The following is a 23,716-nucleotide window of genomic DNA, read 5'->3' on the forward strand; positions in this document are numbered from 1 at the left end:
GCTGCCCCCTGGAGCCACTGCCTTGCCCGATCCCGTTACCCGCCCGTCACTCCTGCGCGCTGCCGCAGCCCGAGAATGGCTCCGCCACCGCGGAGGCGAGGCTGATGACGACCCCTCGTTCACGCTGGTCGGCCACGAGGCCGTCGCCGAAGACGTCCGCCTCTGGCGGATCTGGCACACGTCCGGCTGTGTCCGACTCACGCCAGGCGCGTGGAGCGACTCCGCCGTGCTGCTCCTGCTTCCGCTCGAGGGCGCGTTGACCGTCACACTCGGAGGGGAACGGGCGATCGTCGGCCACGGATCCTTCGCCGCCCTGCCTGCCGACTCCACCGCAGAGATCAACACCGGTGGGTCGACGGCACGACTCTCCCTCTTGATCCGGTCGTCGGCGCCGCCGAGCGGCCTGGTCGTGTCCTCTTCGTCCGCTCTTCCCGTCTTAGTGGCCGCGGCGAACGCGATTCTCGAGGCTCCGCCCGTCCTCTCCGACCCGACCGTTCCCGGCCTGCGAACGGCCCTGCAGGGGCTGGCCGCCGCCGTGCTCGCTGAGTAAATACCGACAGTGCGGCGGCACTGTCAAGCCTCCTCGCCCGACCCATCCGGTCGGTCGTCGTCCTCGAACATCGAGTGACGCCGATCGGCGGCGTCGGAAGGAGCACGGACGCATGACCGAGATCACCGCCCACCACGGCCTCGTTAAGGACACGAACCTGCACGTCGACGACACCGGCGGCTCGGGTCGCCCGGTCGTCCTCATTCACGGTTGGCCGCTCTCCGGCGAGTCCTGGAAGGAGCAGGTTCCGGCGCTCGCCGAGGCCGGCTACCGTGTCATCACCTACGACCGGCGCGGATTCGGCCGCAGCGACAAGCCACTCACCGGCTACACCTACGAGACTCTCACCGAGGACCTGCACACCCTGCTCACCGAGTTGGACCTCCAGGACGTCACCCTCGTCGGCTTCTCGATGGGCGGCGGAGAAGTGGCGCGCTACTTCTCGAAGTACGGCGCCGAGCGCCTGCACAGCGTCGTCTTCGCCTCCGCCGTTCCGCCCTACCTCATGAAGACCGGCGACAACCCGGACGGTCCACTCGAGAAGTCGCAGGCCGCCGCGATGACGGCCGGACTCACCAAGAGCCAGGACGACTTCTACGACCAGTTCACCACCGAGTTCTTCTCGGTCAACGGCGAGCTCAAGGTCACCGAAGCGCAGCGCCAGGAGGCGCTCACTCTCGCCAAGCAGTCGTCCAAGGTCGCCGCACTCGCGTGCCTGACCGCGTTCGCCAGCACCGATTTCCGCGACGATCTGACCCGCGTGTCGGTCCCGTCGCTCGTCATCCACGGCGACGGCGACGCCACCGTCCCCTTCGAGGGCTCGGGAGCGCGCACCCACGTAGCCGTTCCGTCCTCCGAGCTGTACGTGGTCAGCGGAGCGCCCCACGGCGTGAACGTCAGCCACGCTGGGGAGTGGAACCGCGTCGTCCTGGAGTTCCTCGCGAAGTAGACGCTCGTGCTGACGCGCTCCGCTCCGCTGGTGTGCCCTGTCGGGTGTTCGTTACCGAGGTCGGATGCGCCCGGGGGGACCTGTTTCGGATGTCCCGATGGGTCTCCGCCTCGGTAACGAACGCTTAGGACAGTCGCGCGATGACTGACCGAGCGATCCGCCGGCCCGAACGGTTAGCTCCAATCGTCGACGCTGTCGGTCCGTAGCCGGCAAAGAAGATCCGGGGGTCGGTGAGGGAGGCGCCGTCTTCGACCGCGATCCCGCCCTCCCGCTCGCGCAGGCCAAGCGGGGCAAGGTGCCGAAGCTCGGGCCGGAAGCCGGTCGCCCAGATAATCGCGTCGACCCGGGTGAAGGAGCCGTCCGGCCAGCGCACGCCGTCCTCCTCGATCGCCGAGAACATGCCGCGCTCGCGCAGCACTCCGCGCTCGATCCCGGCCACGACGCGGCGGGTGCGCTGCACACCCGTCCCACCGACGATGCTCGGGAGGGGCATCCCCGCGCGAGCGGCTCGGTCCTGCTCCGCGACCGCCTCCACTGCGGACTCGAGCGCGAGCTGCTCTCCGTCGTGATAGGTCACCGGACGACGCGTCGCCCACGTCAGCGAACGTGCCACCCGCTCGAGTTCGAGCAAGAAGCCGATCGCCGAGGTGCCACCGCCCACGACGAGCACCTGCTGTCCCGCGAAGTCCGCCGCGCGCACGTACTCGGTGGTGTCCACCTGAGCCCCGCGGAACCGGTTCCGCCCGGCGTAATACGGGACGAACGGCGATCCCCACGTGCCCGTCGCATTGACGAGCACTCGCGCCCGCTCGGTCGCCCGCTCGGATTCGATGACGAGCGGAGAGCCTGTGTCGCGGAATGACGCACTCGTGACGCGCCGAACAGCCTCCGGTCGCCGGACCTCGAGGCCGAACTCCTCCTCGTAGCGGCCGTAGTACTCGCGGACGACGTCGCGCGCCGGACGCCGACGATCCGCGGAGGCAAACGACAGGCCGGTGCGCTCCATGCCAGGGAGGTCGTGCACGCGGTGAGCCGAGCCGAGTCGGAGCGCTTCCCAGCGGAATTGCCAGGCGCCTCCCGGCTCCGGTCCGCGATCGAGGATCACCAGGTCGCGCCCGGGAACAAGACCCAGGCGCCGCAGGTAGTAGGCGACCGAGAGCCCCGCTTGGCCAGCGCCGATCACCACGACGGACCGCGCCTCGAGCACACTGTTCACACTGCTCCTGACACGGTCGGGGACGGACGAACGGCCGCCCGGCAGATCGTGACCCGGGGTGGCGTGTCCCCCGTCTGCTAAACTACCGCGTAGATTTGAACTTTCCCTGTCTGCTCTTTTCCCCAGCCGGCTCACCATCCGTCTGGCCTGTCATCGTGAGGGGGTCACCCATGGGGCGCGGCCGTCAAAAGGCGAAGAACACCAAGATCGCCCGTGAGCTGAAATCGTTCAGCCCAGCGGTCGATTACAGCGCGCTTGAGCGCGAGCTCAGCCACCCGGACGAGCCGGATTACTCGAAATGGATCGACGCTGACGACGAGAGCGACGACGCCGACCTCGTCGAGGAGCCGCACCAAAAGCGTGCCTGACCCGTTGCCGGGCTCTCTCGCTCAGAGTGGGCCCGAATTGCAGGACAGCGTCATCGAACAGATTTCGTCGCGGATCGCCTACGAGACGCCATGGATTCGCGTTCGCGAGGACGACGTGCGTTGGCCGAGTGGCAGCCGTGGCGTTTACTCCGTTGTCGAGCGCGACGACTACTCCCTCGTGCTTCCCCGCGAACGCGGCGGGTTTTGGCTCGTTGAGCAGTTCCGCTACGCGATCGGACGTCGCGCGTGGGAGTTCCCGGCAGGGGGCTGGCCGCACGGTTCCCCTGGCGGCGATCCCGAGGCTCTCGCCCGGGCCGAGCTGCGCGAAGAGACGGGACTGCGGGCCGGTCGGCTGACGCACCTCGGCCGACTCGCCGAGGCCTACGGCTTCGTCTCGCAGTGGGTCGACGTCTTCCTCGCGGAGGAGCTGGAGCACGGCGAGCACGAACGCGAGGACACGGAGCAGGACATGCGGCAGCAGTGGTTCTCCGATTGCGACGTCGCGGCGATGGTCCGCTCTGGCGCGATCGCCGAGACCGCAGCCGTTGCCGCGCTGGCGCTGTTCTGGCTGGAGCACGGTCCGACCGGCTGAGCACGTTCTCCCGAGATTCGCACCGGCGCGAAGAATGTCGGGTGTGCCTGCGACACTGATTAGATGAGTTCTCCCTCGCTCACCCGGCTACCGGTCTGGCAGTCGGAGCGTCGCGGGAGCGACCTCGACGAGGCCCGCGAGTTCTTCGCCGGCTCCTACAACGGCACGGGGTTCCGCGCCGAACGCACGGCGGTGCCGTTCGGCTACCGCTACACGTCCACAGGTCCGGGCCCGGTGAGCCTGCACTCCGCGTCGTTCCTCGGTGCGGTGCGCGGCACCGTTGATCCGGGCGGCGTGTACGTGGCCCTCTGGCTCAACGAGGGCCGCGCCGCACTCGACCTCGGCCGGAACGAGCGCCGTCTAGTGGCGGGCCGGCCCGCGATGTTCCCCTCCGGCCGGCCCTTCGGCTTCGAGGCCCTCGAGTACCGGGACGCACTCGTGCACTTCGAGGCCGCGCATCTCGAGCGCGTCGCCGCAGAACTCCACGGCACCGAGCCGGGCCCCTTGAGCTTCGCGGCCCTCGCTCACGACGCGGCCACCTGGTGGGGCGCGATCCGTGTCCTCCGCGACACCCTCGCTGCGACCAGAGCGCCGTCGACGCTCCAGCGCGACTCCGCCGCCCGTGTCGCCTCCCTGGCCGTGCTGCACTGCTTCTCCCACCGCATTGCTCCGCTGCCCGCCGTGCCTCCCTCGGTCAGTGCGCGACGCCTGCGCCGCGCTGTCGAGTTCGTCCAGGCCAACGCCGACCTGCCGCTGGGAGTGGCCGACATTGCGGAGGCGGCGGGGCTCACCATCCGCGGCGTGCAGCTGGCGTTCCAACGCGCGTTCTCCGAGACGCCGCGCCACTATTTGCGCGGTGTGCGCCTCGACCGCGCGCGAGACGAGCTGGTTGCCGGTGCGCCGGGTGGGCTCGTTGTCGGCGATGTCGCAGCCCGCTGGGGCTTCGTCAGCGGCGGCCGCTTCGCCCAGCACTACGCGGCCCGGTTCGGCGAACTTCCGAGCGAGACGCTGCGCCGCTGATCCAGCGACCTGGAGCCCTACCCTGAGCGCTGGCTCGCGGGATCGGCGCGTCCTGTGGACCCACAGCGGGTCCTGCGAGCCACAGCTACTCGGGAGAGCCGGAGGTCCGCCTGGTCAGCCCGCGTAGGAGCCGACAAGGCGGACCGCGCCGCCATCGACGCCCTTCGCGCCCTGCTCGAACCCGTCGAGCGCCCGCGTCGCGGTCGAGACCCGGCCCGCGACCCACGACGGGACGCCCGAGCGCTCGAGGCTCGCAACGACATCCCTGGCGGAGTCGGCAGCGACCACGGCGACCATGCCGATGCCAAGGTTCCAGGTGCCCTCCGTGCTCTCCAGCGTCGCGCCCGAGAGTCCAGCGAGCGCGCGGAACACATCCGGCGGGCTCCAGCTCGAGCGCTCCATCTCGACCCAGGAACCCCGGGGGAGCACGCGGGCGACGTTCGCCGCGATCCCGCCTCCGGTGACGTGGCTGATCGCGTGCACGGTCGAGCCGAGTTCCGCGTCGTCGAGGATGTCGAGCAGTGGGCGGGTGTAGAGCCGGGTCGGCTCGAGCAGCACCTCACCGACGACGCCGCCCAGCTCGTTGGAACGCTCGGTGAAGGCGATCCCGCGCCCGGCGAGGATGTGGCGCACCAGCGAGAACCCGTTCGAGTGCAGTCCCGAGGAGGCCATCGCCACCACGAGATCGCCGTCCCGCACACGGTCGGCGCCGCGCACCTGATCCGCTTCGACCGCGCCCACCGCGGCGCCCGCCACGTCGTAATCGTCGGGCCCGAGCAGGCCCGGATGCTCGGCCGTCTCGCCGCCGACGAGCGCCGTGCCGGTGGCGGAGCAGGCGCGGGCGATGCCGGCGACGATGTCGGCGATGCGCGACGGGATGACCTTGCCGCAGGCGATGTAGTCGGTCATGAAGAGCGGACGTGCGCCGACCACCACGATGTCGTCGACGACCATGCCAACGAGGTCCTGCCCGATCGTGTCGTGCTTGTCGATCGCCTGCGCAAGCGCCACCTTGGTGCCGACGCCGTCGGTCGAGGTCGCCAGCAGCGGTGCGCGGAAATCGCGGAGGAAAGAGACGTCGTAGAGGCCGGCAAAGCCGCCAACTCCGCCGAGGACCCGGCTGTCGTGCGTGGCCGACACCGCCGACTTCATCAACTCGACGGCACGATCCCCCGCCGCCGTGTCGACCCCTGCGCGCGCATAACTGCTCATCTCTTCACTCACCCCACGACCCTACCGACTCCCCCCTCCCCCTCCTCCCCCTCCCCGCTCCCCCGCTCCCCCGCGAAATGTCGCGAGATGCCCCCGCCCGGACGAGACCGCCCGCCGCAGCACGGCGTCTCGTCCGTTCTCCGACATCTCGCGAGCCGCGCTACCCGGGTGCGGCAGCATCGACGTCATGACCTTCGAGCGCGTGGGGCCGGCAGACGTGGATGAGGTGCGCGGCTTCCTCCGCGCGGCCGACCTGACGCTCGCGGGGCTCGACTCCCCGACCGTGCGCCTCTGGCTTGAGCGGAACGGCGACGGCCACGTCGTCGGCAGCACGGGCTGGGAGTCGAGCGCCGACGGCCGTCACGCGCTGATCCGGAGTGTCGCCGTCGCACGCCGCGGCACCGGAGTGGGGACTCGCCTCGCCCGGCATGCCCTTGCCGACGCCGCCGCGAGCGGTGCCCGCCGCGCCTGGCTCTTCTCCCGCCGCTCCGGCCCCTTCTGGCAGTCGCTCGGATTCACGCCCGCCGACCGCGACGAACTCGCCGCCGCGCTCGCCGACACTCACCAGGTGCGCCTCTTCGCCGAGACCGGGCAGCTGGCTCGCGAGATCGCCTGGTCCCTCCCGCTCGCCCCGGGAACGGCGGCCGGCCGGGCGATTGAGTCCCCGTGACGCGCCTCGCGGCCAACCCGGGGACCAGCGGACCCGGCCCAAGGCACCCACGCGCCAGGCCAGATTCGCCGAGAGTGAACCATTAGGGGATGCGCTCCCCTCATGTCAGGATGGACCGTCAACCCCCCTGCTATCCCCTTGGGAGCCCCTCCGGCATGTGCGGAATCGTTGGAATCGTCTCCTCCGGGCCGGTCAACCAGTCCATCTACGACAGCCTCTCGCTCCTGCAGCACCGCGGCCAGGACTCGACCGGCATCGCGACGGCCGACGGCAGCACTCTGCACATCAGGAAGGCGGCGGGGCAGGTCCGCGAGGCATTCCGCACCCGCGACATGCGCTCGCTACTCGGCACGATGGGCCTCGGTCACGTCCGCTACGCGACGAAGGGCAATGCCGAGCGCGAGGAGGAGGCGCAGCCGTTCTACGTGAACGCGCCGTACGGCATCATCCTCGTGCACAACGGCAACCTCACGAATACCCGCGAACTCACCGAGGAACTCTTCCGGGTCGACCGTCGCCACCTCAACACCACCTCCGACACGGAGCTGCTGGTGAACGTGCTCGCGAACGAACTCCAGGCCTCAATGTCAGGCCGCGACCTCGACGCCGACGAGGTGTTCGACGCCGTCGCCCGCGTGCACCAGCGAGTCGAGGGCTCCTACGCGACGATCGCATTGATCGCAGGTGTCGGGCTGCTCGCCTTCCGTGACCCGTTCGGCATCCGCCCGCTCATCGTCGGTCGCCGCAGCAACACTGGCGCGCCGGATGACTGGGTGGTCGCCTCCGAGTCGCTCGTGCTCGAGGCACAGGGCTTCGAGATCGTGCGCGATGTCGCTCCGGGCGAGGCCGTGTTCATCACCGCCGACGGGCAGATGGCCAGCCGTCAGTGCGCGAAGGACCCTCGTCTCATCCCGTGCTCGTTCGAGTACGTCTACCTCGCCCGCCCCGACTCCGTGATGTCCGGGATCTCGGTCTACGAAGCGCGGCTGCGCCTGGGCGACCGTCTCGCCGGCACCGTCGCCCAGTACACCCCGAGCGGAGCTATCGACGTCGTCATGCCGATCCCCGACTCCTCTCGCCCCGCCGCAATGCAGGTGGCGAAAAAGCTCGGGATCGAATATCGCGAAGGCTTCTATAAGAACCGCTACGTCGGGCGGACATTCATCATGCCGGGGCAGGCGGTCCGCAAGAAGTCGGTACGGCAGAAGCTCAACGCGATGTCGAGCGAGTTCGCGGGCAAGAACGTCCTGATCGTTGACGACTCGATCGTGCGCGGCACGACCTCGAAAGAGATCGTCGAGATGGCGCGCGCGGCTGGAGCGAACACCGTAACCTTCGCCTCCGCCGCTCCTCCCGTGCGCTACCCGCACGTCTATGGGATCAACATGCCCTCGCGCCAGGAGTTGGTGGCACACAATCGCCCGATCCCCGAGATCGCGGAGGCCATCGGCGCCGACCACCTGATTTACCAGGAGGTCGCCGATATGAAAGCGGCGATCCTCGAGGGCTCCACGGTCACCGACCTCGAGACGAGCTGCTTCACCGGCGAGTACATCACCGGCAGCGTCACTCCGGAGTACCTCGACTGGGTGGAACGCACGCAGCTGAGCTGAGATCTGAGCTGAAATCGCCCCTCAGCGGCGCGACCCGATCTGAGCCGGGCGGGTCAACACCTGCTCGGGAGTGTCGCAGGACGCGTCCGCGAGGAGCTCATCGTCAGTGGTTCCTGTCACTATCGGCGTGCGGCGCGAGGCGAGCGATGCAGGAAGGGTCGCAACTTTGCCGCACATTGCGGCTTACGCAAAACTCGCCTGAGCGTCACAATACCCCAGGTCAGGTGAGCCGCCCAACGTTTTCTGGACCATGTGAATAGTTGGTTATGCGGCGGGATTCGAAGAATGCGGACGCTTTTCCCAGGAAACGGTTCTCCTCCTCGAGTTCACGTACCCTGCGCTCGAGTTCTGTGATTCTTGTACGGTCGGCGACGGTCAGCTCTTCCTCCCCTTCGGTATTCGCGCGGCGGTACGCCGCTACCCGATTCGCGAGGGTTTGCGGAGCGAGTGCGAGTTCACGGACAACGTCCGCGACAGCACGCGACTTATCAATCACTTCGCGCACGGCCTCCGCGCGGAACTCCGGAGAATACTTACTACGGGAACTGGACATCCCGATAATCCTTTCGGTCAACGCGTTAATACTATCACTTCCGCGGTGGTCCAAAAAAGAATGGGGCAGCTCACGGATCGCTTTCTCTTTCGTTGGATAGTGGGTCCGGTTGCATCGTTCGTTCTTGAGGGTGCCGTTGAAGGATTCGGCCCACGCAGTGTCCCAGCAGACGCTGGTTCGACCCATCGATTGTCGGATGTTGAGCTTTTTCGCGACCTGTCCGAATTCGGCCGAGGCGGAGACGGATCCGCGATCGCTGTGGAAGATGGTGTCGCTGAGCCTGTCGGGTTGATTGCGGGCAGCCATGTCGAGTGCTTCGGTGACTAGTTCGGTTCGCATGTGGTCAGCGAGCGCAGATCCGACGACTTTCTTCGAAGAGCAGTCAAGAACGGTCGCGAGGTATACCCAGAGGCTTATTCAGACCACACGATCCGCGGCTTGGAAACCCGCGCTGATCAGGGGTTTCGTAGCGACCTGGCAGGGCTCTGAATAAGCCTCCCAGCCTTCCCAGGTGCGACGAGAGGTGATGTCGCCGACCCACTTGGAACCGGGTCACTCTGCCGTGAAGTCACGCTTCATGAGGTCGGGGATGTCTGCCGGGTCACCGGGGATCGTCGTCGTGGGTCGCCAGGGCTTGGGCTGACAGGGCTCCAGGCCTGCGGCGCGCATGAGCCGGCGGACGGTCTCGTGGGCGACTGGCCGCCCCAACGCGCGAGCTGTGCGGCGATGCGACGGTAGCCGTAGGTGCCGTCTGACGCGTCGAACGCTGTCCGGATGAGAGAGGTGATCTCCCTCTGCCACTTCGCTGTTCTCGAGGTTTTCCGGTCGCGCCATTCGTCGTAACCGGACCTGTTCACGCCGATCAGTCGACACATCTCGCGGGTCGATATCGTGGGGGTGAGGTCGCGTTCTTCGCGACGAATCAGTTCCAACTTGGTAGTCAGCGGGACTTCTTCGCGAAGAACGCGGACGCTTTTCCCAGGAAACGATTCTCCTCTTCCAGTTCACGTACCCGACGTTCAAGCTCTTTGATCCGCGCGCGGTCTTGTACCGTCAACTCTTCTTCGCTCTCGCTACCCGCGCAGCGATGTGCTGACACCCAATTCGTGAGAGTCTGCGGGACGAGTCCGAGCTCCCGGGCAACATCGGCGACAGGTCGCGACTTATCAATGACTTCGCGCACGGCCTCCGCGCGGAACTCCGGGGAGTACTTCCCACGGGAACTGGACATCCCGATAATCCTTTCGATCAACGCGGTAATCCTACCAATTCCGCGGTGGTCCAGAAAGAATGGAGCACCTCATGGCGTCGGTGCGCTCAGGAGTCATCTCAACTTCATCGGCGCCCATGCGTGGTTTCTCCCGTCAACGGCTCATCTACTACTAGTAGTGGTATTTCCTGATCGCCCAGATAAGTTCGAAGCTTTCGGCGTGCTGCGAACAACCGCGACTTGACGGTCCCAACCGGGACATCCAGCACTGACGCGGCCGAAGTCATCGTCAGCTCCTCAATGAGACACAGGTCGACGACCACGCGCTCTGATTGGCTCAGACGACGGATCGATTGAGTGAGCTGGTTGGTGCGCTCTCGGAGGTCGAGTCTTTCGTCGAGCTCGGGCACCGGATCGGATTGCGGCGCCTCCGGCACCTTGGCCAGCAGGCGACGGTAGCGCCGCGCGGCACGATCGTTGTTCAAGGTCACGTTGGTCGTCACAGCAAGCAACCAAGGAAGTAACGAACCGTCGACAATCCGGACCTTCGCTCGCAGGCACCACGCTTCAAAGAAGACCATCGCCACGACGTCCTCCGCGTCGTGAACGTTCCGCACCCGGGCGTACGCCTTCCGGAAGACGCGGGCACGATGCCGGCCAAAGATCGCCGCAAAAGCACGTTCAGCGCCAGCAACCGCTTCGAGCCAAAGTGCTGCATCCGACTCGTCAGCATCCAAGACCGCTCCTCCCGAACGGCCAAGCCTACCCGACCCACGGGGCAGCCTCCCGGCAGGGCACGCTCGCTCGACACGCCCGGGCTGTGCCGAAGTCGAACCGCTAACTAGCCGCCGGACATACCGCATTGAGACCGTCGGAGGCGGGACCGACGGCGAGCGAAGGGGCACCAGATCTCCGTCGTGCCAGAACGACCAGGCAGATACCGCCCGACTGACTCATGAAACGACTGGGCACGACCACGCTGCAGCGAGTCAGAATCGTAATGAAGCAACCACCACGGCGAGGACCTACCCAAGAAATAAGAAATGGAAATAATGAAGTCACTTCGAAATGTTGAATTATCTCGCCGCGCTTTGGTTAGTGGAGTTGGCATAACGACCACGACGCTGTGGGGCCTAAGCCCGCGAGTCGCGAGCGCAGCCGAGACGCTCGACATAGAAGCCGCCGTCTCGACGTTTGCGCCGGCGGCCATGTCACTTACGACGGCAAAGTACTACTCGGATGATTGGGGCACGGAATCCACCGCCGCACTTCCCACGCGTGTTGCATTCGATCCTCGAACTGGCCCTCTCCAGTTCTCGATGACCTGGGACAGTCGCCTATTCTCCGTTCGACAGCCGGCCTATTGTGTCGGCGGTAACGAAACAGAACAGGTGCAATACGACGTTTCAGGTGACGGGAGGGCGAGCCTTGAGGTGCCTGAGGGAACATCCGAGCTCGTATTTCGGATCGAGACTATCGACCTGTACCCGAACGACAACCTGAGCGATGTGAAGCAGTCTGCGATCGCCCTGCAAGACCTCGATGAATTGAGGACCGAGAGCTGGGCTGATGAGCTGCAGCGTGTCGAGTGCTCTCCCTGGGGAGTCGAGGCGTCGGTGAGCTGGATCTGCTACCGCGGTGCGATCGTTCCAGCGCTCACGTCGGTCGTCAGTGTGGGCCCTTCGGACGCACCCGCGGGTTCCACAATCAAGCTGAACCACGCTGATGTGGTCAACGCGCCGCAGCTTGTTCAACCACTCGACAAAACGTTCGAACCAGGAAGAGATGCGGCCGCAACTAAAGCGCGGCCGGACGTCTTGGAAGATTCCTCGGCCACCTCCATCGAATCGACTTCGAGCAGTGGAATCCGCGAGGTCATCATCACCCTATCGGAACCTCTCGCCGCGGGTGATCGCCTCGACTTTGCAAACGCAGTCGAAGTATCGGACTCCGAGCCGACGGCCTACAGCACCTTCGTGCCTCGAATGGCGGTTCTCCCCGCGGAGTCAACAGCGGGTATGCGTATGACCGGGAAGCTGGCGTCTATCCCGCTGACCGGCGCAGGCATGCAAGAGAGCATTTACCTCGCGGCGCCGACCGCGTAGATTACTGGACACGGCGGCCAGAACTAAGAGAGAGAAACAACTATGGGTGATCCCTGGGTTCAGCAGACACAGCAATGGTACATGGATACCTACGGGTATCGACCCGGCTTCCTTCCCATTTTAGTAAACGGGCAGACCGGCTGGGACACGATGTTCGCCCTGACGAGAGCACTGCAGTTCGAGCTAGGTATATCTCCCCTGTCAGACAATTTCGGTGATGGAACTCTCGCAGCTCTTACTGCATACGGCTCAGTCACAGCGACTAACCCGTCTCCGGCGGCACCTGCCTCGAACATCGTAAAGATTGCCCAGGGCGCGTTGTATTGCAAAGGATACAACGCGGACAATGGTAGCCTGTCGGGCCGCTATAACGTAACGACGCAAGAAGCTACAAAAGCGCTTCGTGACGATCTCGGTCTTAGTTCGACCTCCGCTGAACTACCGCCGAAGCTATTCAAATTCCTGCTCACAATGGAAGCGGCAACGCTCCTCTCAGGTGGAAGCTCGGTCATCCGCGACGGTCAACGGGCTATGAACGGGCGGTACCTTGCCCGTAAAGACTATTACCTTGTAGCGGCCGACGGAATATTCCTCCGAGACACGCATCGTGCCGTCATGTATGCAATCCAGTACGAAATCGGCATGCCAGACGGGACTGCGAATGGACTGTTCGGTCCGGGCACAAAGTCAGGCCTCACGACAAACGCGAATCTGGTCGCGGGAACCGTAGACTCAAGCAAAATATTCGTGCGCTTGTTCCACTTGATGCTCAAAGTAAACGGGTACGCAACGACCTGGAGCGGAAGCTACACCTCAACGACTGCCGGCTTCGTAAACACGTTCCAGGCGTTTGCCGGCCTACCCGTAACTGGCACAGGCAACCTACAGACGTGGGGAGCGTTACTGGTCAGCACCGGGGATCCGGATCGGCCCGGTACTGCGGCTGATTGCATCACCACACTTTCGGCGGAGAAGATCTCGCTGCTTCGCAACCGCGGCTACATATACTTTGGCCGTTACTTAACGAACACGCCGGACCAGGATCCGGACAAGTGTCTGAAGGTCGGCGAGGCGGCCAGGATTATCGCCGCGGGAGGCAAACTGTTTCCGATCTTCCAGACCGGTGGAGCGGAGCCATCGCATTTCACCGCTGCGCGCGGGAAGGAAGTCGCGGAAGAGGCCGCGGCCGCTGCGATCGCGTACCAGATTCCGGCAAACACGGTGATCTATTTTACAGTTGACTATGACGCATACGACTGGGAGGTGACGGATAAAATCATCCCCTATTTTCAGGCGGTAAACGCGAATCTGAGCGCGCTTGGCCGCTCGTTCCGTGTCGGTGTGTACGGACCGAGGAACGTATGCAAACGAGTAAGTGCGGCCGGTTACGCGGTCTTGAGCTTTGTTTCAGACCTGTCCACCGGATACAGCGGGAACATCGGCCAAACACTCCCGACGAACTGGGCATTTGACCAGGTCCAGACGTGCACCGAAGCGTCCGGCCAGAACTCGATCGAGATCGATAAGAACATCGCGTCGTCTCGCGCCGCCGGTGTCACAGCACTCGCGGCCGCCACGAATCTTGGAGCTGATCCTCTCATTCCCGCGGCACAGAAGGATTCTTTCGAAGCCGCGTGGTTTGCAAATTCGCAGACGTGGGCCGACGACGATCTCAAGCGAACTATTCAGTTGCCGAATCGCCAGAGCGTGAAGGACGCGGTATTCCGGCACGACGCCTTTATCAAAGGACTCGCGCAGACGTACAGCGTGTACAAAGCACTGATCCTCACGCCAATGATCTGGGAGGGATTGGCGTGGACGCCGGCCGATGCAGCAGCGGACAACTTGGTGGTGCAGTACTACGCGTGGAAGGCCGGTGGTCCAGCGCCAGCAATCATGCATGACGATTCTTCGACCGAACTATGCCAGATCTTTGCTCGGACGGCTATCAAGTCCCGTAATTGGGCGGTGTCTGCGGGCATTCTTACTGACCGTGTCTATGATGCGAACAAGTGGCAAGACGTTTGGGAGATGTGGCAGAAGCTCGGCGATGAGCAGTTCAATATCCGTACGGCAATGTTCGTCATGATGTACGAGGCCAACACGCGCACGCTGGTTGCTGCGACCGCAATGCGCACGCTTTCGCCAAGCCAGGTGATGGCCGCATTGGTTGGCTACAACGGAGACTTGGTTTATGGCCGAAGGAGGATGTACTTGTACTACCTGATTCAGCGCTGGCACCAGAGCTTCCGTTGATGGCCGCTCCAGTGCGAAGTCAAGTTAATGCTGTGCGGGCGGTCGGCCTATCTGCAGCCGGGGCGGTGTTCTGCGGGGCTGTCCTGGTGCTCTTTTATGCAATCCTCGCGCTCCGCATCACCCTGCCCGCGGGCACAAGCGAACTAGGTGTGCCTGGCATTCTCGCCGCATCGGGTCTATTTGGCGTAGCCTTGGGTGGGTTTTTCTGGACAGCTGCAACGCTGCGAAGGCATGGCGTAACCCGCACCTACTGGTCGTTCCCGGTGCTGGCCGTCGCCGGGGCCGGGTTGAATATCGCGGAGGTCACGCTGTTGAATGGTCCGTATGGTCAGTGGCTTTCTGGAGCCCCGTGGCCGGTCGTCATCTGCCTATGGTCTGGGCCGTCGATTCCTGCGGGGCTGGCTCTTCTGGCGACGTATCTTGTGCTGCGCTCTCGACGCTCAAACGGATAGGAGTTGCAGTGCGGATTCAAGTAGGGAGATGGCTGAGTGGCTGTGACGCGCCTCGAGGAAGCCGGGTACTATGAGGCTCACACACAACTCGCCCGAGCGCCACAAAACCCCTGGTCAGGGACACCCTCGTTGAGCGCGTGAAACTATTTTGCATAAGCCTCTATGAGGTCTATTCAAAACGTTTCCTGTAGAATTCGAGGCTGATTATGGTGGTGATGGTTTCTGCGAAGGTTTCGTAGGGGCGGCGGCAGTCGTTGTGAAGGATTCTCCAGGTCTTCAAGTTTGATGGCGGACGAGCTGTCGGCTTGGGCGGGCGGTCGTAGCCCGATGTTCCTTCGCATGGACCAGGCGACGCTACCGAGCCTCGCCGCAGTCTCGGCCTAGGCAAACAGTTCGAATTTCACTCCGGTCGCCGTAAGCCAGTTCCTCAGCGTCGGGGACTTCCAGCTTGTGGCGTACGCTCACGCGCATGGTCACACAGTGGTGACCCACGAGAAGGCGGCGCCGAACGCAACCCGGAAGATCAAGATCCCGGATGCCTGTGCCGCTATGGCCGTCCCGTGCATCGACCCCTTCACGATGCTTCGAGTCGAAAGCGTCCGTTTCGTTCTGCCCGGGGCATCGACAGCTTGAGCTTCCCCGTACAGAGGTTTTGCAACGTGACCGACTTTCCGGGGACGATGACCACCCCAAGATCGCGGACGCGATCGGCGCCGACCACCTGATCTACCAGGAGGTCACCGATATGAAGGCGGCGATTCTTGAGGGCTCCGCACAGGCGAGGGCTGGGCACAGGCACAGGCTGGACGCAACCGCTGCCGGGGATGGACGGGCCGCTCCATGATCGGAAGGCGCGACGTCCGCGCATCCAGACGAGGAGTTCCCGTGTCTTACCGCATCTTGCCGTTCCTGCTTACGTACATCGCCCGACGCGTCTCGAAGACGCAGAAAGCACAGCGCGCGGCCGGTGGACGCTCCGGCTCGAGCACCCGTCGCCGCGCATCGCGCCGGGGGCGCTGAGGCACCACGCGGCGGACCGGGTGGGGTCAGTCACGCTCGGGCGGAGTCGCCGCGTCACCCTCGTCGGTGATCAAAGCCGCCGACTCCTCCCGCTCGATGATCCGCTCCGCCGTCGTGCGCACCACGCGCCGACCGACGACCCGATCGAGCAGCACGACGACGAGCCCCGCGAGCGCGCCGAACAGAGTGACGAAGAGCAGCAGGCTGAACCCGAAGACCTGAGCCTGCGAGAACCCCTCGGTCTCGGGGAGCGCAAAGGTCAGCACAAAGGCGACGATTGCGCCGAGCCCGACACCGAGCGCCAGGATGCGCCACACGCGCGGGGAGCGCCGGACGTCGACCTCCTCGCGGGAGACCTCAGGGCGCGGCGACGAGTCGAGCGGTTCGGTCATTCCTCCATTGTCCCCCGCCAGGGCACGCGCACCGAACTCCCTGAGCCGGCCCACGGACGCTCAGAGCGCATGGACGAGTCGTGCAGCCTGCGCGCGCAGCTCTCGGACGACGGTGCGGACCGAGAGCCGTTCCGCCCGGTCCGGTCGCATCAGCGCAACGATGTGCCGCACCGAGTTCACCCCGCGCAGCGGCTTCACGACGACACCCACGCCTCCCGCGGTGTAGCGCGGCAGCACCGCGATGCCCAGGCCGGCCGCGACGAACGCCTCCGTGACGCGCGTCGAGGCGAAGCGCTGTTCCACCCTGACTGCCTCTCCCGACGCGGTCTCGATGTCCTGCATGACACGTTCGAAGGGGAAGCCATCCGGGACACCGATCCAGGTCTCGCCGACCAGGTCGGCCGCCGAGACTGTCGCGCGGTCGGCGAGGCGATGACCGACCGGCAGCCCGATGTCGAGCGGCTCGACCATCAGCTCGGCCATCGCCAGCCCGCGGCCGGCCCATGCGCTCCGGCCCGTAGGTGAGTGCGCGAGGACGATGTCGAAGTCGGCGGTCAGATCGGCGAACTCGTCGGTGCCGGGATCGGCGTCCTCGCACTGCACGACGAGTCCCTCGACGCTGCGCAGCGCGACGAGGGCGTTCGGAAGGAGCATCTGGCCGGCGGTCGGGAACGTCGCGATCGTCACCTCGCCGATCGGGTTGTTCTTGAACGTCTGCCAGACCGCGTCCGCCCGCTCGAGCGCGATGGCGATTTCGGTGGCACTGCGGGCTAGCTCCCGGCCCGCCGCGGTGAGCACGACTCCCCGTCCCGACCGCTCGATCAGCGGCACGCCCGCCTCGCGCTCGAGCACCTTGAGCTGCTGCGAGACCGCGGAGGGGGTGCGGTGGGTGGCCTCCGCGACCGCCGTGATCGAGCGGCGCATCGACAGTTCTCTCAGCAGTTCTAATCGGCGCACGTCCATGTAGGAACGCTACACGTCAACGCAAGAACAGTTCGATTGTCCTAAGGAACGCGCGGGCTGATAGTGGACGTTGTACCCAGCATCCCGGTGGATGGTTCACATACCGCCGCAACGAAAGGCAGAACACTCATGAGCATCGCACTCCTCGTCGTTATCAGTGGCCTCGCCGCATGGGGCACAGTCTCGACGGTGCTCGTCGCCCGCCGCGACGGCTACCGTCAGGTCCCCGCGCAGCGCTGAGCCCGCGCTCCGCGATAGCACCTCATCACGTTTCGACGCCGTCTCCCTTGAGGGAGGCGGCGTTCTCGCGTTTCGCAGCCCGCGCACGACGAAGGGCCTCCGACCGGAGTCGAAGGCCCTTCGTCTCTACCGGCGCTACTTCGAGGCGGTTCGGCGACGCAGGCGCGCCACCGTCATACCCAGCCCGAGCAGGAGTGCCGCGATCCCGGCAGTGAACGCGGGCGTCGCATCGACCCCGGTCTCGGCGAGGTGGTGCGTCGATCCGCCAGAGGCCACCGGCACTGCCGGGACGGTGGTCACGGGGTTCGTCGGGGCGACGGTCTCGACCGGCGCCGGAGTGGGCGACGCAGGGGCACCCTCCGCGACTGTGAGAGTAGAGAGAACCGAGACGCCAGTCGTCGGGAGCGAGAACCGCAGTTCGTGCTCGCCGGCGGTAAGCCCGACCGTCGAGAGGCTCACGGAGGCGCGGCCCTGCTCGTCCGTAGTCGAGACGACAGCGTGGTCGATCGCGGCGCTGGCGACCTGCGCTCCGTCGATCAGCACCTGCACCTCGTCGTCGCGGACGGCGGAGTTGTTGACATCGAGCGAGGACAGGGCATAGGAGAGCGTGTCATCGCCCTCGGCGCTCGTCTCGGTCACACCGATCGAGCGCGTGGCAGGGGCCGGTGAAACCGGCGAGAACGCGGCCATGTACTCGGTGAAAGCGTTCAGGTCGACGCGGCCGGAGTCGGCCTTATCGGTCCCGTTCGCCAGCTCGGTGAAGCTGTCGCCGCCGGCCGCGAGGAATGAATTGGCGACGACCTTGAAGGTCTGGTCGTCGGTGATCCGCTCGCCCTCGAAAAAGACGCCGGTGATGTGAGAACCGACCTCGGCGGCCGGATCGTAGGTGTAGGACAGGCCGGCCGAAATACCCAGGTGCAGCTCCGGACGCGTCTTACCCGGCTGCCACTGCTGCTCCAGCACCGTCGTGATCTGGGCGCCGGTCAGGGTCTGGGTGACGAGCGTGTTGGCGAAGGGCTGGACGACCGCCGCCTCCTTGTACGTGACGGTGCCGTCGGGGTCGTTCGCGCCGCTCGACGCGAAGAGGATGTCCTGGCGCATGCCGCCCGGGTTCATGAAAGCGATTTGCGTGCCGAGGTCGGCCTGCGTGGCCCAGAGCTGCGCGTCGGCGACCAGGTTGCCGATGGTCGACTCGGCTCCGCGATTCTCGGAGCCGTCGGACTGCACACCGCGACGCACGTCGGCGGTGACGGAGCCGATCGGAACCGCACCCTTGACCTCCGCCACCGCGACAGCGTCCGCGACGAGCGCGGCGACATCGCGCCCGATCGGAGTCGAGTCGGCGGCGTAGCGGGGCTGATACACGGTCGAGACGACGCCCGTCTTCGGGTCGGTCACCTCGACCGGCGCCAGCGTGTCGATGAGCTCGGAGGTCACCGAGACGAGATCCCTACTGGCCGGGTCGACGGTAATGGCGAGGTGCCCGAGGTGGTTGCCATACTGGCCGGCCTGCAAGACCGGGAGCGTCTTGCCGCTCGGGAGGGTGACGTCTTTGCTGTACGCCTGGTGAGTGTGGGCCGAGACGATGCCGGCGACCTGGTCGCCGATCCCGTCCACAATTGCGCCGAAGGTGCTGCCCGCGTCGGCGAAGTCAGCGTCCGCGGTCTCTGCGCCCTCGTGCACGACGGCAACGACGACGTCGGCCTCCAGGTTTTTCTGCGCCGTTGGCACGGAGGAGTCGGCAGAGTCGTCGATGCCGTCCTGCAGGCGGGCCGCCTCGGCGTTCACCGAGTCGACAACCGGAGCGACGTCGAGGGTTGCGATGCCGGCGGGGCTGACGAGGTCCGGCAGGCTCGCCGTGGTCGCACCGACGAAGCCGACCGTCACGCCGTCGAAGTCCTGGACGAACGAGGGGGCGTAGGCGTGCTCGCCCGTGCCCTTCTCGAGGAGGTTCGAGGAGAAGTACTCAAAGTCGGCGCGCGGGATGATCCGGCCGTCGAGGTCTTCGCGGGTCTTATCGAACTCGTGGTTGCCCACGGCCGAGGCCGAGACGCCCATCAGGTTCAGCGCGTCGATGGTCGGGTCGTCGTTCTGCACCAGCGAGGTGAAGGTCGAGGCGCCGACGTTGTCGCCCGCAGACACGAGCATCGAGCCGGTGGGGTTCCCCGCCGACAGGGTGGCGTACGCGGAGGCGAGCGACGCGGCGCCGGGCACACTGCCCTCGACGCTCGAACCGGCCGAGGCTTCGAGGCGACCGTGGAAGTCGTTCATCGTGTACACGTCGATGACGCGCTCGTCGGCCGCCGAGGCGGGGGCTGCTCCGAGCAGTGCCGCAGCGGCGACAACGCCGACGATCGCAGCGGAGAGGGAGCGGGAGTGGCCGGGGCGGCCGAAGGCAGAGCTTCGCATCTGGTGGAGTTCTCCAAGCATCGAGCGGACAATCCGAAGCGGATTCGCGCCGCGTGAGGGGGATATTCCCAGCCAACCTGACGGCGTACTCCAGGTCAAACCCTCCGGCCTCGGATCGACACCGCGTTTACGAGAAGTTAACTCGGCGTCGGCCCCGTGGTTCGGAGGATCGGCAGGAACGGCGAGAGGTCAGCGCGGACGCCCGATGCGTGGATCCGCCCGCTCGCGAGGCCGTCGTTCCAGGAGAGGGCGCCGGTGGCAAGTGGAAGCCAGGTCGCCGCGTCCATCTCGATCACGTTCGGCGGCGTGCCGCGGGTGTGGCCCGGTCCTTCGACGCACTGCGCGGCCCCGAACGGGGGGACGCGCACCTCGACGCTGCGCCCGGGGACGGTCGTCTCGATGATCTGCAGCAAGAACCGCACGGCAACCGCCGTCGTGTTCCGGTCCGCTCCGCCGGCGAGCGCCGCCCGCACCGCCGCTTGCCCACCCATCTCATCGATCCTGCCCTTAGCCACACCCCATCCTCCCCCGCTCCCGCCCTTCGTCCACTCCCGCGAAGGGCGGCAGGGCGGGCCTATCCTGTGAGGGTGAAGATCCTTGTTCTCGGTTCCGGTGCCCGCGAGCACGCCATCATCACCGCTCTACTCGCCGAGCAGGCGCAGCACGAGATCATCGCCGCCCCGGGCAATGCGGGCATCGCGCGCGACGTCGAGGTGATCCACTTTGACACGAATAGCCCGCGCCTCGTCAGCGAGTTCGCAGTGGAGCAGGGCGTCGAGCTGGTCGTGATCGGCCCGGAGGCGCCGCTGGTCGCCGGTGTGGCCGACGCGCTCCGCCGCCGCCGCATCCCCACCTTCGGACCCGACCGCGGCGCCGCGGCTCTCGAAGGCTCGAAGACTTTCGCCAAACGCGTGATGGACATGGCCCGCGTCCCCACCGGCCGGGCTACCCGCGTCTCGACCCTCGTGGACGCGACGCGCGCCATTGACGAGTACGGACTCCCGTCGGTCGTCAAAGCAGATGGGCTCGCCGCAGGGAAGGGCGTCCTGGTGACCGAGTCGCGCAGCGCCGCGATCGCCCACGCCGAGTTCTGGCTTCAGTCGGGCGACGTCCTGATCGAAGAGTTCCTGGCCGGCCAGGAGGTCTCGCTGTTCCTCCTCTCCGACGGTCACGACGTGGTCCCCCTCTCCCCCGCGCAGGACTTCAAACGCCTCGGCGACGGCGACGAGGGTCCCAACACCGGCGGCATGGGCGCCTACTCACCGCTCCCGTGGCTCGCAGACCGGTGGAGCAGCGAGCGCGCCTTCATTGACGAGGTCATCGACACGGTCGCCATTCCGACGATTCGACAGCTGGAACGCGAGCGAACCCCCTTCATCGGGCTCCTCTACTGCGGTCTCATCGTCACGGATGCGGGGCTGCGCGTGATCGAATTCAATGCCCGCTTCGGCGACCCCGAGACGCAGGTCGTCCTCCCCCGTCTCTCCTCGCCGTTGTCCGCGCTACTCCATGCGGCCGCCACTGGCTCGCTCGCCTCCGTTCCCTGGCCCGCGTTTTCTGACGACGTGGCCGTCACCGTCGTGCTGGCCAGCGAGGGCTACCCCGAGAACGCCGTCACCGGGCGCACGATCACCGGGCTGGACGCGGCGGCCGCGGTCCCCGGAGTCACGCTCGCCCACGCCGCTACCCAAATCGTCGATGGTCGCTTCGTCGCCACCGGCGGCCGGGTGCTGAATGTCGTGGCCCGAGGAGCCGACTTCACCGAGGCGCGCGAGCGGGCCTACCGAGCACTCGACCTGATCCACCTCGACGGCGGGACGTATCGGCGCGACATCGCTCTGCGCGTCGCGCGGCACTAGTCGTCCGTCTCGCTCCCTGCACGGCATGGCGCCGGCGTGACCAGGGTCAGCGGGAGGCGACGACGGCGCGGAGGGCCTCGGCGAGGTGAGGGTGAGCGAAGGAGAATCCGGACTCCTCGAGGCGGGCGGGAACGACCCAGCGGCTCTTGAGCAGGAGTTCGGTCTCGGTCCGGAGCAGGAAGGTCGCGGGCTCGAGCACGAAGCGCGGCGCGGGCAGGCCGATTCTGCGCCCGACCGCGGCGCGAAGCAGGCGAGAGAGTTCGATGTTGTCGCTGGGATTCGGCGACGCGAGGTTCACTGGTCCCGTCAAGCGTGATTCCTCCAGGAACAGGAACAGGATCGAGCGGTAGACGTCCTCGACGTGGATCCAGCTGAAGTGCTGCCGTCCGAGCGTGCGCCGGTACTCGTGGTGCACCCCCGCCTCCCGCCGCTCGCGCGTCGATGGCCACGGCCCGTCGAACTGTGGACCGCCCAGACCGATCCGCGCCAGCCGCAGCAGGATCGCCGTCGCCGGCCCCTCGCCGAGCACGATCGTCATCCGCAGCGCGAGACGCCGCAGGCCGGGCGTCTCCCCGGAAAAGAATTCCGCCTCCCACGCCCGTGCTACCTCGACCGAGAAGCCCTCGCCGAGCACGCCTTCGTCCTCGGTGTTCGCCCGCTCCTCCTCGTGCCGGTAGATCGTCGCGGTGCTGGCGTTCATCCACACGAGCGGAGGCGTCGCCGCGGCCGCGACTGCACGGTGCAGCTCGGCGGTCGTCTCCACCCGGGAGCGGAGGATTTCGGCGCGGTTCGCCCGTGTGTATCGGCAGTCGACGCTCTTGCCTGCGAGGTTGACGAGCAGGCGCGCACCGTCGAGCACGCGGGTGATTCCGGCCGTGTGACCCCACTGCCCGTCCGGGCCGGAGCGGCCGATCCGCTTGACGTTCCAGCCGTCGGCGGTGAAACGCCGGGCGAGATCCGTCCCGAGGAAACCGCTCGCCCCGGCGAGGACGACGACGGGCTGGTGTCTAGCGCTCATCGGCCCATCGTGGCACTGCGCGCGGCCGTCCGTGAATTCTGACAACCGGATGACACCCCAGCCACGGTCCACTGTCGAGCACTCGAGCTCGGTCACCGCACGCCCGCCGTCAACCCCCTACGCGCTCCTGCGTGCACCGGCTTGCATGGAGCCATCACACGAGGGAGAGCCATGACTCCGGAATTACCCGAGCAGACGCCGCCCGGCACCGAGGCCGAGCTGACGCCGCAGGCCGACCACGGCGAGACGAGCTACATCGGCACTGGCCGCCTGAGCGGCAAAGTCGCCCTCATCACCGGAGCCGACAGTGGGATCGGCAAGGCGGTCGCCATCGCGTTCGCCCGCGAGGGCGCCGACGTGGCGATCTCGTACCTCGACGAGCATGAGGACGCCCAGGACACCGCGAAGTGGGTCCGCCAGGCGGGCCGCGAGGCGCTGCTGCTGCCCGGCGATCTCCAAGACCCGGCGCACTGCCGCTCCGTCGTGACCGAGACGGTGGAGCGCTTCGGGCATCTCGAGGTGCTGGTCAGCAATGCCGCGTTCCAGATGAGCCGCGAGAGCGTCACCGATATTCCCGACGAGGAGTGGGACCGCACGATCGCGACGAATGTCAGCGCGTATTTCCACCTGGTGAAGTCAGCTCTGCCGCACCTCACGGTGGGCGCGTCGATCATCGCAACGAGTTCGGTGCAGTCGGACCAGCCGTCGTACCAGTTGCTGCCCTATGCGGCGACGAAAGCGGCGATGCTCAGCATGACCGCCTCCCTCGCCCAAGCACTGGGCGAGAAGGGAATCCGGGCCAACTCCGTCGCCCCCGGCCCGATCTGGACGCCGCTCATTCCCTCCACCATGCCCGAGGAGGCTGTCGCTGAGTTCGGCGAGCAGGTCCCGCTCGGTCGACCCGGCCAGCCAGCCGAGGTCGCGCCCGCCTACGTCCTCCTCGCCTCCGATGACGCGAGCTATATCAGCGGGGCGACGATCGCGGTCACCGGCGGAAAGCCGATCCTCTGATCGCGGTCCAGGGCGTCGCTCACTCGCGCGTTCCTGCG

General features: G+C 66.3%; 22 protein-coding genes and 1 pseudogene. 12 read left to right on the top strand and 11 right to left on the bottom strand.

Translation table 11 applies throughout. The features are described 5' to 3' along the window. Positions 1 to 22: 22 nt before the first annotated feature. Together B0H03_RS12605 and B0H03_RS12610 are read left to right on the top strand one after the other, a co-directional pair. The gene (locus B0H03_RS12605) at positions 23 to 550 is read left to right on the top strand and encodes an AraC-like ligand-binding domain-containing protein (protein WP_104266024.1); all 528 of its coding nucleotides are present in this window, start codon (positions 23 to 25) and stop codon (positions 548 to 550) included. 112 nt (positions 551 to 662) lie between these two features. Continuing rightward, positions 663 to 1,499, top strand: a complete 837-nt coding sequence (locus tag B0H03_RS12610) for an alpha/beta fold hydrolase (RefSeq protein ID WP_104266023.1) — start codon at positions 663 to 665, stop codon at positions 1,497 to 1,499. Positions 1,500 to 1,623: 124 nt separating this feature from the next. On the opposite strand, the gene B0H03_RS12615 is transcribed toward B0H03_RS12610, so the two are convergent. After that, the gene (locus B0H03_RS12615; RefSeq protein ID WP_241560465.1) at positions 1,624 to 2,715 is read right to left on the bottom strand and encodes an FAD-dependent oxidoreductase; all 1,092 of its coding nucleotides are present in this window, start codon (positions 2,713 to 2,715) and stop codon (positions 1,624 to 1,626) included. A gap of 170 nt (positions 2,716 to 2,885) precedes the next feature. Between B0H03_RS12615 and B0H03_RS12620 the strand changes: the two genes are divergently transcribed. From B0H03_RS12620 to B0H03_RS12630, 3 genes are all read left to right on the top strand, one after another. After that, positions 2,886 to 3,083, top strand: coding sequence for a DUF3073 domain-containing protein (locus B0H03_RS12620; RefSeq protein ID WP_104266021.1), 198 nt, complete (start codon positions 2,886 to 2,888; stop codon positions 3,081 to 3,083). Beyond that, the gene (locus tag B0H03_RS12625; RefSeq protein WP_202130159.1) at positions 3,076 to 3,675 is read left to right on the top strand and encodes an NUDIX domain-containing protein; all 600 of its coding nucleotides are present in this window, start codon (positions 3,076 to 3,078) and stop codon (positions 3,673 to 3,675) included. The genes B0H03_RS12620 and B0H03_RS12625 overlap by 8 nt, the downstream gene beginning before the upstream one ends. Before the next feature lie 63 nt (positions 3,676 to 3,738). Further along, positions 3,739 to 4,695 (top strand): AraC family transcriptional regulator, encoded by a 957-nt coding sequence (locus B0H03_RS12630; RefSeq protein ID WP_104266020.1) that lies wholly within the window; start codon positions 3,739 to 3,741, stop codon positions 4,693 to 4,695. 114 nt (positions 4,696 to 4,809) lie between these two features. Here the strand turns inward: B0H03_RS12630 and purM are convergent, their stop codons facing one another. After that, on the bottom strand, positions 4,810 to 5,907 hold the full coding sequence (purM, locus tag B0H03_RS12635) for a phosphoribosylformylglycinamidine cyclo-ligase (RefSeq protein ID WP_104266019.1): 1,098 nt from the start codon (positions 5,905 to 5,907) through the stop codon (positions 4,810 to 4,812). Positions 5,908 to 6,094: 187 nt separating this feature from the next. On the opposite strand from purM, the gene B0H03_RS12640 reads away from it, so the two are divergent. Then, positions 6,095 to 6,577 (top strand): GNAT family N-acetyltransferase, encoded by a 483-nt coding sequence (locus B0H03_RS12640; RefSeq protein ID WP_104266017.1) that lies wholly within the window; start codon positions 6,095 to 6,097, stop codon positions 6,575 to 6,577. A 155-nt stretch (positions 6,578 to 6,732) separates the two neighbouring features. Continuing rightward, positions 6,733 to 8,190: an amidophosphoribosyltransferase gene (gene purF, locus B0H03_RS12645; protein WP_104266016.1), complete on the top strand. Its 1,458-nt coding sequence runs from the start codon at positions 6,733 to 6,735 to the stop codon at positions 8,188 to 8,190. Between the two features lie 220 nt (positions 8,191 to 8,410). On the opposite strand, the gene B0H03_RS12650 is transcribed toward purF, so the two are convergent. The 4 genes from B0H03_RS12650 to B0H03_RS12665 form a co-directional block, all read right to left on the bottom strand. After that, complete coding sequence (locus B0H03_RS12650; protein ID WP_241560516.1) at positions 8,411 to 9,160, bottom strand: DDE-type integrase/transposase/recombinase; 750 nt, start codon at positions 9,158 to 9,160, stop codon at positions 8,411 to 8,413. A gap of 158 nt (positions 9,161 to 9,318) precedes the next feature. Beyond that, on the bottom strand, positions 9,319 to 9,618 hold the full coding sequence (locus tag B0H03_RS17505; RefSeq protein WP_104266014.1) for an IS3 family transposase: 300 nt from the start codon (positions 9,616 to 9,618) through the stop codon (positions 9,319 to 9,321). A gap of 65 nt (positions 9,619 to 9,683) precedes the next feature. Beyond that, entirely contained in the window at positions 9,684 to 9,974 is a 291-nt protein-coding gene (locus B0H03_RS12660; RefSeq protein WP_104266013.1) for a transposase, read from the bottom strand. A 104-nt stretch (positions 9,975 to 10,078) separates the two neighbouring features. Then, the gene (locus tag B0H03_RS12665; RefSeq protein ID WP_160487359.1) at positions 10,079 to 10,690 is read right to left on the bottom strand and encodes an RNA polymerase sigma factor; all 612 of its coding nucleotides are present in this window, start codon (positions 10,688 to 10,690) and stop codon (positions 10,079 to 10,081) included. A 315-nt stretch (positions 10,691 to 11,005) separates the two neighbouring features. Between B0H03_RS12665 and B0H03_RS12670 the strand changes: the two genes are divergently transcribed. From B0H03_RS12670 to B0H03_RS17510, 3 genes and pseudogenes are all read left to right on the top strand, one after another. Further along, positions 11,006 to 12,058, top strand: coding sequence for a hypothetical protein (locus tag B0H03_RS12670; protein WP_133248944.1), 1,053 nt, complete (start codon positions 11,006 to 11,008; stop codon positions 12,056 to 12,058). Between the two features lie 42 nt (positions 12,059 to 12,100). Beyond that, positions 12,101 to 14,314 (top strand): glycoside hydrolase domain-containing protein, encoded by a 2,214-nt coding sequence (locus tag B0H03_RS12675; protein ID WP_104266010.1) that lies wholly within the window; start codon positions 12,101 to 12,103, stop codon positions 14,312 to 14,314. 854 nt (positions 14,315 to 15,168) lie between these two features. After that, positions 15,169 to 15,399 (top strand): annotated as a pseudogene (locus B0H03_RS17510) (DUF4411 family protein); the annotation flags it as partial. 413 nt (positions 15,400 to 15,812) lie between these two features. Here B0H03_RS17510 and B0H03_RS12690 read toward each other — a convergent pair. From B0H03_RS12690 to B0H03_RS12705, 4 genes are all read right to left on the bottom strand, one after another. Continuing rightward, positions 15,813 to 16,178: a hypothetical protein gene (locus tag B0H03_RS12690; RefSeq protein WP_104266008.1), complete on the bottom strand. Its 366-nt coding sequence runs from the start codon at positions 16,176 to 16,178 to the stop codon at positions 15,813 to 15,815. Positions 16,179 to 16,238: 60 nt separating this feature from the next. Beyond that, entirely contained in the window at positions 16,239 to 17,141 is a 903-nt protein-coding gene (locus B0H03_RS12695) for a LysR family transcriptional regulator (RefSeq protein ID WP_104266007.1), read from the bottom strand. Positions 17,142 to 17,516: 375 nt separating this feature from the next. Then, on the bottom strand, positions 17,517 to 19,790 hold the full coding sequence (locus B0H03_RS12700) for a bifunctional metallophosphatase/5'-nucleotidase (RefSeq protein ID WP_104266006.1): 2,274 nt from the start codon (positions 19,788 to 19,790) through the stop codon (positions 17,517 to 17,519). Positions 19,791 to 19,927: 137 nt separating this feature from the next. Beyond that, positions 19,928 to 20,305, bottom strand: coding sequence for a sterol carrier family protein (locus B0H03_RS12705; RefSeq protein ID WP_104266005.1), 378 nt, complete (start codon positions 20,303 to 20,305; stop codon positions 19,928 to 19,930). 72 nt (positions 20,306 to 20,377) lie between these two features. Here B0H03_RS12705 and purD point away from each other — a divergent pair, with 72 nt between their 5' ends. Continuing rightward, positions 20,378 to 21,649 carry a phosphoribosylamine--glycine ligase gene (gene purD, locus B0H03_RS12710; RefSeq protein WP_104266004.1) on the top strand — a complete coding sequence of 424 codons (1,272 nt, stop codon included), beginning with the start codon at positions 20,378 to 20,380 and terminating at the stop codon, positions 21,647 to 21,649. A 46-nt stretch (positions 21,650 to 21,695) separates the two neighbouring features. Here purD and B0H03_RS12715 read toward each other — a convergent pair whose 3' ends face one another. Continuing rightward, positions 21,696 to 22,667 (bottom strand): epimerase, encoded by a 972-nt coding sequence (locus B0H03_RS12715; RefSeq protein WP_104266018.1) that lies wholly within the window; start codon positions 22,665 to 22,667, stop codon positions 21,696 to 21,698. Between the two features lie 171 nt (positions 22,668 to 22,838). Between B0H03_RS12715 and B0H03_RS12720 the strand changes: the two genes are divergently transcribed. Next, positions 22,839 to 23,678 (top strand): glucose 1-dehydrogenase, encoded by an 840-nt coding sequence (locus B0H03_RS12720; protein WP_104354400.1) that lies wholly within the window; start codon positions 22,839 to 22,841, stop codon positions 23,676 to 23,678. Positions 23,679 to 23,716: the final 38 nt, after the last annotated feature.

It is taken from the genome of Rathayibacter iranicus NCPPB 2253 = VKM Ac-1602 (assembly GCF_003149025.1).
Lineage (GTDB): Bacteria > Actinomycetota > Actinomycetes > Actinomycetales > Microbacteriaceae > Rathayibacter > Rathayibacter iranicus.

Excerpts from the sequence above, each read along its gene's own strand:
- B0H03_RS12675 (WP_104266010.1), top strand. The coding sequence starts at position 12,101 with ATGGGTGATCCCTGGGTTCAGCAGACACAGCAATGGTACATGGATACC.
- B0H03_RS12670 (WP_133248944.1), top strand. The coding sequence starts at position 11,006 with ATGAAGTCACTTCGAAATGTTGAATTATCTCGCCGCGCTTTGGTTAGT.
- B0H03_RS17505 (WP_104266014.1), bottom strand. The coding sequence starts at position 9,618 with ATGTGTCGACTGATCGGCGTGAACAGGTCCGGTTACGACGAATGGCGC.
- B0H03_RS12690 (WP_104266008.1), bottom strand. The coding sequence starts at position 16,178 with ATGACCGAACCGCTCGACTCGTCGCCGCGCCCTGAGGTCTCCCGCGAG.
- purF (WP_104266016.1), top strand. The coding sequence starts at position 6,733 with ATGTGCGGAATCGTTGGAATCGTCTCCTCCGGGCCGGTCAACCAGTCC.
- B0H03_RS12715 (WP_104266018.1), bottom strand. The coding sequence starts at position 22,667 with ATGAGCGCTAGACACCAGCCCGTCGTCGTCCTCGCCGGGGCGAGCGGT.
- purM (WP_104266019.1), bottom strand. The coding sequence starts at position 5,907 with ATGAGCAGTTATGCGCGCGCAGGGGTCGACACGGCGGCGGGGGATCGT.
- B0H03_RS12640 (WP_104266017.1), top strand. The coding sequence starts at position 6,095 with ATGACCTTCGAGCGCGTGGGGCCGGCAGACGTGGATGAGGTGCGCGGC.
- B0H03_RS12695 (WP_104266007.1), bottom strand. The coding sequence starts at position 17,141 with ATGGACGTGCGCCGATTAGAACTGCTGAGAGAACTGTCGATGCGCCGC.
- B0H03_RS12700 (WP_104266006.1), bottom strand. The coding sequence starts at position 19,790 with ATGCGAAGCTCTGCCTTCGGCCGCCCCGGCCACTCCCGCTCCCTCTCC.
- B0H03_RS12660 (WP_104266013.1), bottom strand. The coding sequence starts at position 9,974 with ATGTCCAGTTCCCGTGGGAAGTACTCCCCGGAGTTCCGCGCGGAGGCC.
- B0H03_RS12610 (WP_104266023.1), top strand. The coding sequence starts at position 663 with ATGACCGAGATCACCGCCCACCACGGCCTCGTTAAGGACACGAACCTG.
- B0H03_RS12720 (WP_104354400.1), top strand. The coding sequence starts at position 22,839 with ATGACTCCGGAATTACCCGAGCAGACGCCGCCCGGCACCGAGGCCGAG.
- B0H03_RS12630 (WP_104266020.1), top strand. The coding sequence starts at position 3,739 with ATGAGTTCTCCCTCGCTCACCCGGCTACCGGTCTGGCAGTCGGAGCGT.
- B0H03_RS12620 (WP_104266021.1), top strand. The coding sequence starts at position 2,886 with ATGGGGCGCGGCCGTCAAAAGGCGAAGAACACCAAGATCGCCCGTGAG.